The organism is Allokutzneria sp. NRRL B-24872, from assembly GCF_002155965.1.
Lineage (GTDB): Bacteria > Actinomycetota > Actinomycetes > Mycobacteriales > Pseudonocardiaceae > Allokutzneria.
In genome coordinates this window covers 43,016-52,217 of sequence record NZ_MUMH01000109.1, presented here as the reverse complement: position 1 = coordinate 52,217, position 9,202 = coordinate 43,016, and the positions used below count along the sequence as shown (strand labels likewise).

Annotated in this window: 9 protein-coding genes; 2 read left to right on the top strand and 7 right to left on the bottom strand. The window is 71.5% G+C overall.

The genetic code is table 11. The features are described from left to right. Positions 1-727 (bottom strand): glutamate mutase L (locus CCN37_RS26415; RefSeq protein WP_210408208.1); only part of this gene is annotated, 727 nt, incomplete at its 3' end. A gap of 54 nt (positions 728-781) precedes the next feature. On the opposite strand from CCN37_RS26415, the gene CCN37_RS26410 reads away from it, so the two are divergent. Both CCN37_RS26410 and CCN37_RS26405 read left to right on the top strand, forming a co-directional pair. Further along, on the top strand, positions 782-1,615 hold the full coding sequence (locus CCN37_RS26410) for an aldo/keto reductase (RefSeq protein ID WP_086825852.1): 834 nt from the start codon (positions 782-784) through the stop codon (positions 1,613-1,615). Between the two features lie 2 nt (positions 1,616-1,617). Further along, positions 1,618-2,475 carry an aldo/keto reductase gene (locus tag CCN37_RS26405; RefSeq protein WP_086825850.1) on the top strand — a complete coding sequence of 286 codons (858 nt, stop codon included), beginning with the start codon at positions 1,618-1,620 and terminating at the stop codon, positions 2,473-2,475. Here the strand turns inward: CCN37_RS26405 and CCN37_RS26400 are convergent, their stop codons facing one another. The 6 genes from CCN37_RS26400 to CCN37_RS26375 form a co-directional block, all read right to left on the bottom strand. After that, positions 2,476-3,828 carry an acetyl/propionyl/methylcrotonyl-CoA carboxylase subunit alpha gene (locus tag CCN37_RS26400; protein ID WP_086825848.1) on the bottom strand — a complete coding sequence of 451 codons (1,353 nt, stop codon included), beginning with the start codon at positions 3,826-3,828 and terminating at the stop codon, positions 2,476-2,478. 98 nt (positions 3,829-3,926) lie between these two features. Beyond that, positions 3,927-5,477, bottom strand: coding sequence for an amino acid permease (locus CCN37_RS26395; protein WP_210408207.1), 1,551 nt, complete (start codon positions 5,475-5,477; stop codon positions 3,927-3,929). Positions 5,478-5,610: 133 nt separating this feature from the next. Further along, on the bottom strand, positions 5,611-6,540 hold the full coding sequence (locus CCN37_RS26390) for a cation diffusion facilitator family transporter (RefSeq protein ID WP_086825846.1): 930 nt from the start codon (positions 6,538-6,540) through the stop codon (positions 5,611-5,613). Between the two features lie 77 nt (positions 6,541-6,617). Further along, on the bottom strand, positions 6,618-7,847 hold the full coding sequence (manA, locus tag CCN37_RS26385) for a mannose-6-phosphate isomerase, class I (protein ID WP_086825844.1): 1,230 nt from the start codon (positions 7,845-7,847) through the stop codon (positions 6,618-6,620). Between the two features lie 38 nt (positions 7,848-7,885). After that, positions 7,886-8,968 carry an SIS domain-containing protein gene (locus CCN37_RS26380; RefSeq protein ID WP_086825871.1) on the bottom strand — a complete coding sequence of 361 codons (1,083 nt, stop codon included), beginning with the start codon at positions 8,966-8,968 and terminating at the stop codon, positions 7,886-7,888. A 5-nt stretch (positions 8,969-8,973) separates the two neighbouring features. Next, positions 8,974-9,183, bottom strand: coding sequence for a Trm112 family protein (locus tag CCN37_RS26375; protein WP_086825841.1), 210 nt, complete (start codon positions 9,181-9,183; stop codon positions 8,974-8,976). Positions 9,184-9,202: the final 19 nt, after the last annotated feature.

The following is a 9,202-nucleotide window of genomic DNA, read 5'->3' as shown; positions in this document are numbered from 1 at the left end:
CGGGGCTGTCCTCGTCGGCGGCGATGGCCCCGGCGAGCCGGGAAACACCGCGCAGCACGGCGTCGGGCGTCACGGCGCGCACCATGCGGCGGAACCGGGGCCCGCGCGAGAGCCCCTTGCCGCCGATCACGTGCTGGAGGAACACCTCGCGGATCGCGCGCCGCGCCGGGCCAGGAGCGAGTTCGCCGACGTCGGGCAGGACGTTGTCGGTCGGAACGACGGTGCGCTTGGTGGCGTGCAGAGTCGCCAGAGCCTCCTGCCCCGCCTGGACGTTCCCCGCGAGGACGACGGGGCAGCGCAGGCGGTTCGCGGCGATGCGGTGCGCGTTGTGCAACAGCACGCGGGTCTCGCCACCGTCCGTGCCGCCGACGAGCAGCACGACGTCGGGGCGGCTCTCGCGGAGCGCGCGAATCCCGGAGCCGTCGAGCTCCCCGGCGGCGACGTGCACGACCTTCGCGCCAGCGGACAGGGCGACGCGGTAGCCCGCCTCGGCACTGACCATGCGTTCCTGGCCGACGACCGCGAGGCGCAGCCCACCACCCGCGGAGGAGCAGACCAGCGCCCCAGCGGGATCACCGCCGACGGCCTCCGCGACCGCCGTGATGCCGTTCATCACCTCGGGTGGCGTGGTGCGGTGCTGAGCGGTGCCGAGCAGGCTCCCGTCGTGGCCGATCAGCGCGCCCTTCGTCCACGTCGAGCCGACGTCGAGGCAGAGAACGGAATTCATGCCCGCCAACGTACTTGGTTGGCACTCCAACTCTGACTGGTTCAGGCTGTCCGCATGCACAGGACCATCGGCGGAGTCCCCGTGAGCGCGATCGGCCTCGGTGAGTGGCCGCTGTCGGACTCCGGCCGCCCCGGCAGGCAGACGGCGCTGGCGACGATCCGCGCCGCGCTGGAGGCGGGGGTGACGCTGATCGACACGGCGGACGCGTACTGCCTCGACCACACCGACTTCGGCCACGGCGAGGAGTTGGTGGCGGAGGCCGTCGCTGGCCGCGAGGACGTGCTGATCGCGACGAAGGCCGGGTGCACGCGGGAGCACGGCGGCTGGGGGCTGAACGGGTCGCCGGAGTACCTGAAGAAAGCCTGCGACGCGTCGTTGCGGCGGCTCGACGTTGAGGCGATCGGGCTCTACCAGCTGCACGCGCCCGATCCTTCGGTGCCGCTGAGCGAATCGGCTGGCGCGCTCGGCGAACTGCTCGACGCCGGGAAGGTGCGCACGGTCGGAATGTCCAATGTGGACACCGCGCAGATCCGAGAAGCCAACGAGGCGCTGGGCGGGCGATTGGCCAGCGTGCAGAACGAGTTCTCTCCGCGCGTGCGCTCGTCGCGACCGGAGCTGGAGCTGTGCGACGAGCTGGGCATCGCGTTCCTGCCGTACAGCCCGCTGGGCGGAGTCGGGGCGGCGGGCCGGATCGGCGGCGCCTTCGCCGAGGTCGCGAAGGCGCACGGGGTGAGCCCGCAACGGGTCTGCCTGGCCTGGGAGCTGGCGCAGTCGCCGGTGGTGATCCCGATCCCGGGCTCGCGCAGGCCGACGACCATCCGCGACTCGGCCGCCGCGGCGCACCTGCGGCTGACCGAAGATGAGTTGACCACGCTGGACAAGGAGTGACATTGCAGCAGCGCAGGATCGGCACGATCTCCGTCTCCGCGATCGGCCTCGGCGGCATGCCGCTGTCGATGCCGCCCTCCGGCAAGGCGATGCCGACGCGGGAGCAGGCCATCGCGACCGTGCACGCCGCGCTGGACGCGGGGATCACCTTCATCGACACCGCCGACGCGTACGCGGTGACGACGGCGGAGTTCGGGCACAACGAGGAGCTGATCGCGGCGGCGCTGAAGGGCCGCGACGACGTCTTGGTCGCCACCAAGGGCGGGCACACCCGCACGCCCGACGACGGCTTCGACCTCGATGGCAGCCCGGAGTACCTGAAGCGGGCCTGCGAGGGCTCGCTGCGCAGGCTCGGCGTCGAGGCGATCGGCCTCTACCAGCTGCACCGACCGGACCCGAAGGTGCCGATCGAGGAGTCCGTGAGCGCGCTCGCGGACCTGCTGGACGAGGGCAAGATCCAGCTGGCCGGGGTGTCGAACTTCAACCCCGACGAGATCCGCTCCGCCAACAAGATCCTCGGCGGCCGCCTGGCCAGCGTGCAGAACGAGTTCTCGCCGCGCTTCCGGTCGTCCCTGCCGGAGCTGGAGCTGTGCGACGAGCTGGGCATCGGGTTCCTGCCGTGGAGCCCGCTGGGCGGCATGGGCGGGGCGGCCGGCCTCGGCTCACAGCACGCGGCCTTCGCCGAGATCGCCGCCGAGCGCGGGGTCAGCGCGCAGCAGGTCTGCCTCGCCTGGGAGCTGGCGCAGTCGGAGCGGGTGATCCCGATCCCCGGGTCCTCGCGCCCGGAGACCGTCCGCTCCTCGGTCGAGGCGGTCCACCTCGTCCTCAGCGAGGAGGAGCTGGCCCGCCTCGACGCGTGATCACTTCTTCGGCTTGGCGCGCATGCGGCCGATGATGCCGGTGTCGTAGTCACCGCTGAGGAACTCGGGGTTCTCCAGCAGTTCGGCGTGGAAGGCCAGGTTGGACTTCGGACCGACGATCGTGAAGTCCGCGACGGCCTTCCGCGCCTTCTCCAGCGCGTCCGCGCGGTCGGCGCCGATGAGCACGAGCTTGGCCATCAGCGAGTCGTAGTTCGGCGTCACCACGGTGTCCGGGCCGTAGCCGGAGTCCACGCGCACGCCGTCGCCCTCGGGCTCGACCCACTCGGTGATCGCACCGGGGCCGGGGAAGAAGCGCTTGGAGTCCTCGGCGTTGATCCGCAGCTCGATCGCGTGCCCGGTGGACTTGAGCGCGTCCACGTCGAAGCCCGGCTCCAGGCCCGCGGCCACGCGCAGCTGCTCCTCGACGAGGTCCACGCCGAAGATCGCCTCGGTGATCGGGTGCTCGACCTGGAGGCGGGTGTTCATCTCCAGGAAGAAGAACTCCTTGGTGGCGGGGTCGAGCAGGAACTCGACGGTGCCCGCGTTGCGGTAGTCCACTGCCTCGGCGGCGCGCACGGCGGCGGCGCACATGGCGGCGCGCAGCGCGGCGTCCACGGCGGGCGACGGGGTCTCCTCGGCCACCTTCTGGTTGCGGCGCTGCACGGAGCAGTCCCGCTCGCCCAGCGCGATGACGCGGCCGTCGTTGAGCCCGAGGACCTGGACCTCGACGTGGCGCACGCTCGGGAAGAAGCGCTCGACGAACACGCGGCCGTCGCCGAAGGTGCGCTCGGCGAAGGCGGTGACCTTCTCGAACTCCGCGCGCAGAGCGTCCACGGCGGCGGCGGTGGCCATGCCCATGCCGCCACCACCGGCCGAGGCCTTGATCATCACCGGATAGCCGACGCGCTCGGCCTCGGCCACGGCTTCGTCCACTGAGGACACGGCGTCGGCGGAGCCGGGGGCGACCGGGACACCGGCGGCGGCCATGGCGGCACGCGCGGCGACCTTGTCGCCCATCGCGGAGATCGCGGCGGCGCCGGGGCCGACCCAGGCGATGCCCGCCTCCTGCACGGCGCGGGCGAAGTCGGTGTTCTCCGACAGGAAGCCGTAGCCGGGGTGCACGGCCTTGGCGCCGGTGGAGCGCGCGGCCGCGAGGACCTTCTCGGCGTTGCGGTAGGACTCGCCGATCGGGGCGCCGCCGAGCAGCACCGCCTCGTCGGCCTCGCGGACGAAGGGCAGGTTCGCATCGACGTCGGAGTGGACGGCGATGGTCCTGATGCCGAGCCTGCGAGCGGTGCGCAGGACCCGTCGGGCGATCTCACCGCGGTTGGCGACGAGAACGGATTCGAACATCGGTGCTCCTCGTGGGATCGATGAACAAGACGGCCGGGGCCGCCCACGCAGATTACGTGGACGACCCCGGCCGGTCGTTGTTCAGACCAGAGGTCAGGTCAGGAGTCGGACTTCTCCGACGCCGTCGTCTTCTCACCGAGCTGGACCTCGCGCGAGCGCAGCACCGAGTGGCGGGCGCCGTAGGCGAAGTACACGACCACGCCGAGCGCCATCCAGATCAGGAACCGGACCCAGGTCAGCGCCGTGAGGTTCAGCATCAGCCACAGGCAGGCGAGGATCGCCAGGATCGGCACCAGCGGGACCATCGGGGCGCGGAAGCCGCGCGGCAGCTCCGGGTGGGTCTTGCGCAGCACCAGCACACCGGCGGAGACCAGCACGAAGGCGAACAGCGTTCCGACGTTGACCATCTCTTCGAGGGTGCCGGTCGGGAAGAAGCCCGCCGCGATCGCCACGACGATGCCGACCAGAACCGTGGCGCGGACCGGGGTGCCGCGGTTGCCGGTGACGGCGAGACCGCGCGGGATCAGGCCGTCGCGGGACATCGCGAACAGCACCCGGCTCTGGCCGAGCAGCAGCACCATGACCACCGTGGTCAGGCCGGCGAGGGCACCGACCGCGATGATCTGCGACCAGTTGATCCCGAGCCAGTTGATGCCCGCGTCGGAGAAGGCCGTCGCCAGGTTCGCGCGGACCGCCTCGCCGTTGGGGCCGACCTTGTTCTTCAGCTCGGTGTACGGCCGGATACCGGTGATCACCAGCGAGACCGCCACGTAGAGCACGGTGACGATGGCCAGCGAGCCCAGGATGCCGCGCGGCACGTTGCGCTGCGGGTTCTTGGTCTCCTCCGCCGTGGTGGCCACGATGTCGAAGCCGATGAAGGCGAAGAACACCAGCGCCGCGCCCGCGAGCATGCCGTAGACGCCGAACTGCGAGGACTCCACGCCGGAGATCAGCGAGAACAGCGACTGCTCAAGACCGCTGCCGTGCCCGGAGGCCGCGGCCTCGGCGGCGGGCGGGATGAACGGCGAGTAGTTGTCGGTGTTGATGTAGCCGATGCCGACGGCGATCACCAGCAGCACCACGAACACCTTGATGGCGGTGATGACCTGGCTGACCCGCGAGGACATCTTGGTACCGAGGGCGAGCAGCACGCTGAGCGCGACCACGATCAGCACCGCGCCCCAGTCGAAGTCGAGCCCGCCGATCGACACGGTGGTCGAGGTGTTCAGGCCGAAGGAGCCCATCACCGTCTGGAGGTAGCTCGACCAGCCCTTGCCGACGACCGCTGCCGCGAGCGCGAACTCCAGGATCAGGTCCCAGCCGAGAATCCACGCCACGAACTCGCCGAAGGTCGCGTACGAGTACGTGTACGCGCTGCCCGCGACCGGCACCGTGGAGGCGAACTCCGCGTAGCAGACGGCCGCGAGACCGCAGGCGATCGCGGCGAGCACGAAGGACACCGTGACCGACGGTCCGGTCAGGTTGCCCGCTGTGCTCGCGGCGAGCGTGAAGATGCCGGCGCCGATGACCACCGCGACACCGAAGACCGTGAGGTCCCAGGCGCTGAGGTCCTTGCGTAGCCGCGTCTCCGGCTCATCGGTGTCCGCAATGGACTGTTCGATGGTTTTCTTGCGCCACAGACCAGACACGCCGGTCCTCCTTGACCCCTCGACGTGGGCGTCCCTCGACAGACACCCGCGATGTGCGGGCACACTGTACTGAGGGGTCAAGGCCCCATAGCTGATTCGGGTGAAGATTTAGGGAAGGCTTAGGAAAAGATCTTCACTTGGCGTTCTGGGCGGCCGCCGAGCGGTCGATGTCGGGCTCCAGGTAGATCAGCCGGGCCTCGGGAACCTTGGCCCGCACGCGGTGCTCCGCGTCGTTGATGGCGTCGGCCACGTCGTCGATGCTCCTGGTGCCGATCAGCGAGATCTTCGCGGCGATCAGCAGCTCGTCCGGGCCGACGTACTGGGTGCGGACGTGCAGCACGCGGTCGACCTTGCCGGCCTGCAGCTCCTCGATGATCACGTTGAGCACGTCGGGGTTGGCGCCCTCACCGATCAGCAGGCTCTTGGTCTCGCCGATCAGGATGACCGCGATGACGCCGAGCAGGACACCGATGCAGATGGTGCCGATGGCGTCCCACGTCGGGTCGCCGGTGGCGTAGGTCAGGCCGACACCGCCGAGCGCGAGGATGAGTCCGAAGAGCGCGCCCGCGTCCTCCAGCAGCACCACGGGCAGCTCAGGGGTCTTGGCGCGGCGGATGAACTGCCACCAGGTGGCGTCGCCCTTGATGGCACGGGATTCCACGATCGCGGTGCGGAAGCTGAAGGTCTCCAGGACGATCGCGACCACCAGGATGACCACCGCGACCATCGGCGAGTTCAGCGCCTCAGGAGCTTCCAGCTTGTGGATGCCCTCGTACAGCGCGAAGACCGAGCCCAGGGTGAACAGCAGCAGCGCCACGACGAAGGAGTAGAAGTACCGGTCGCGGCCGTACCCGAACGGGTGCTCCTTCGTGGCCTCGCGCCGCGCGGTCTTCTGGCCGACCAGCAGCAGGCCCTGGTTCGAGGTGTCCGCGACCGAGTGCACCGCCTCGGCCAGCATCGACGACGAGCCCGTGATGAAGAACCCGACGAACTTCGACACCGCGATGCCTGCGTTCGCCAGCAGTGCGGCCACGATCGCCTTGGTTCCGCCCCCAGCAGCCACTTCTGCTCCCCTGTTGTGGGTCCGAATTGTGGGTCCGAATTGTCGGGGTGACCTTAGGGCATGCGCCGAACGCCCGGTCAGTGTTCCCCTGAAGTGGCGCGGAAAACACGTGCGGCGGCCGCTCCGGCCGGGCCGATGTGCGCCTTGCCGTCGCTGGCCGACAGCCACGCGGACTCCCCGCGCTCCAGCACCAGCTCGTCGCCGTCGTGGGTGTGCAGGCGCACCGAGCCCTCCACGCAGATCACGATCTGCGGGCCCTCACCGCCCAAGGGGACGTCGCCGTTCGGCGCGTTGGCTGGCCAGTCCACACGCGACAGTTCGAACTCGGCGGCGGGCGTGCGGTAGACGGTCAGGTGCGGCTGCGCCTGCTCTCCGCGCAGCACCGGCATGTCACCGCACGAGAAGTCCAGCACCCGCAACAGTTCCGGCACGTCCACGTGCTTCGGGGTGAGCCCGCCGCGCAGGATGTTGTCGGAGTTGGCCAGGATCTCCACGGCGCTGCCCTGGAGGTAGGCGTGCAGGTTGCCCGCTGGCAGGTAGATCGCCTCGCCGGGTTCGAGCACCAGCCGGTTCATCAGCAGCGCGCACAGCACGCCCGCGTCGCCCGAGTGGCGCTCGCCCAGCTCCAGGATCGTCCGGCACTCCAAGGCGAACTCGCCGCGCTCGCGGAGGTGGCGCACGCAGGCGTCGAGCACCGGCGGCAGCAGCTCGTCCAGCGCGGTCTGCGGCAGCGTGATCCACGTGGTGAACAGGAACCGCAGGCCGTTCTCGGTGGGATCGGCGGCCAGCAGCTGTGCGTGCCCGCGCAGCTCCGGCACGTCCAGCGCGGCCAGCAGCCGCACGGTCCGCTCGGCCTCGCGGAACCCGGCGAGCGCGTGGAACTGCGACAGCGCGCACACCAGCTCGGGCTTGGCCGTGGGGTCGGGGTAGTTGCGGTTGGCCGCATCGCGCGGGACGCCAGCCCGCTCCTCGCGCTCGAAGCCCTCGGCGGCCTGCTCGGCGGAGGGGTGGGCCTGCAGGCTCAGCGGCTCCTCGGCCGCGAGCACCTTCATCAGGAACGGCAGCCGGCCGCTCCAGCGGTTCAGGCAGCCCTCGCCGAGCTGCCCGGTGGGGTCGGCGTTGACGGCCTCCAGCAGCGAGACCTCGGAGCCGTCCGGGCCGACCAGCCAGGACGGGTCGCCGGGGTGGGCGCCCATCCAGAGCTCGGCCTCCGGGTGGGGAGCGGGTACCGGCCGACCGAGCAGGTCCGCGATCACGGTGCGCGAGCCCCACGCGTACGGGCGCACCGCGTTGCGCAGTAGATCCACTCTTCCTCTCGCTCCCTACCTCGGCCGGGACCAGACTCTCAGAGCGCGGCCGGGGCCACGATCCCGGGGCCACCGAGGCGTCCGGCGGCGAGACCAAGGTAGAGGGAGGCGAGGTCGAAGCGCACTGCGAGCAACGCCGCACGCAGCGCCTCGTCCCCGGTGACCTCCTCGGCGGGCGCGATCACGTCGGCCCCGCGCAGCGACTCCGAGGCCGCCCGGCGCGCGGCGTCGGCGACCGGCCCCTGCGAGACGGCCAGCAGCAGCACGCGCGGCGGGACGCCCTCGTCGTCGTCCGGGTCGGCGAAGATGTCGGCCTGGCTGGTCGCGCTGACCGCGGCGCGGTGCAGCGCGGGCCGGATCACGGCCTGCGGGTAGCCCGCGACGTCCGCGACGACCCCCGAGAAGGAGGCCAGCGCGAGCGCCCCGTGCGCCGCGACGGCGGTGGCCGCGTGGTCGAGGCCCCACAGCAGCGGGGTCCGGTCGGCCAGCCGCAGCGCGAGGGACTTCGCCGGGTTGACGAAGGACTCGTGCATCGGGTGGTCGCGCTCGGCCTCGCGGTCGAGCTCGTCGGCCAGCGCCCCCAGGTCGGCGCGCAGCAGGCCGAGGGTGGAGAGGGTGATCAGCCCGGCGGCCAGCACCCTGGCGAAGCTCAGCGCCCCCGGCACCGGGATGCGCGGGGGCAGCAGCAGCGCCCGCCCGGCGGCGGCCTGGGCGACCGGGCCGTCCTCCGGGGCGGTGATGACCATGCGGGCGCCGCGCCTGGTGGCCAGCTCGACTGACTCGGCGAGCACGCGGTCACCGGGGTCGTCGGTGTGCGCGATCACCAGGTCCAGCGCGCCGACCCAGCCGGGCACGACGTCGGAGAGCACCACCGGCACCGGGCAGGCCGGGCCGAGCAGCGCGGCCAGCAGCTGAGCGCTCGCCGGCCCGACCCCCGGCCTGGTCAGCAGCACGAGGGCGCGCGGGCGATCGCGGCCGATCATCCGCTCGATGTCGCCCTCGGTCGCCGCCTCCTCGGTGGCGCGGACCTGGGCGCCCGCCATGGCGGCGGCGCGCAGCAGCCCGCCCCCGTCGACGGCCTGGAGCCTGCGCGGGTCGTCCAGCAGTGTGTCGTCGAGCAACACCGTCACGCCTTCGCCGAGTCCTCGGGGCCGCCCTCGGCCTCCTCGAGCAGCAGAACCGGGATGCCGTCGCGCACCGGGTAGCGCCGGGCGCACACGGTGCACGTCAGGTAGTCCGCCTCGGCGTCGTCCGGGGTCCCGGTGGCCAGGGCGCCGTGGTCATCGCCGGGGCACGCCAGGATCTCCAGCAGCTGGGCGTCGAGCTGTACGGCCATGTTCTCGTCTCCTCCAGCG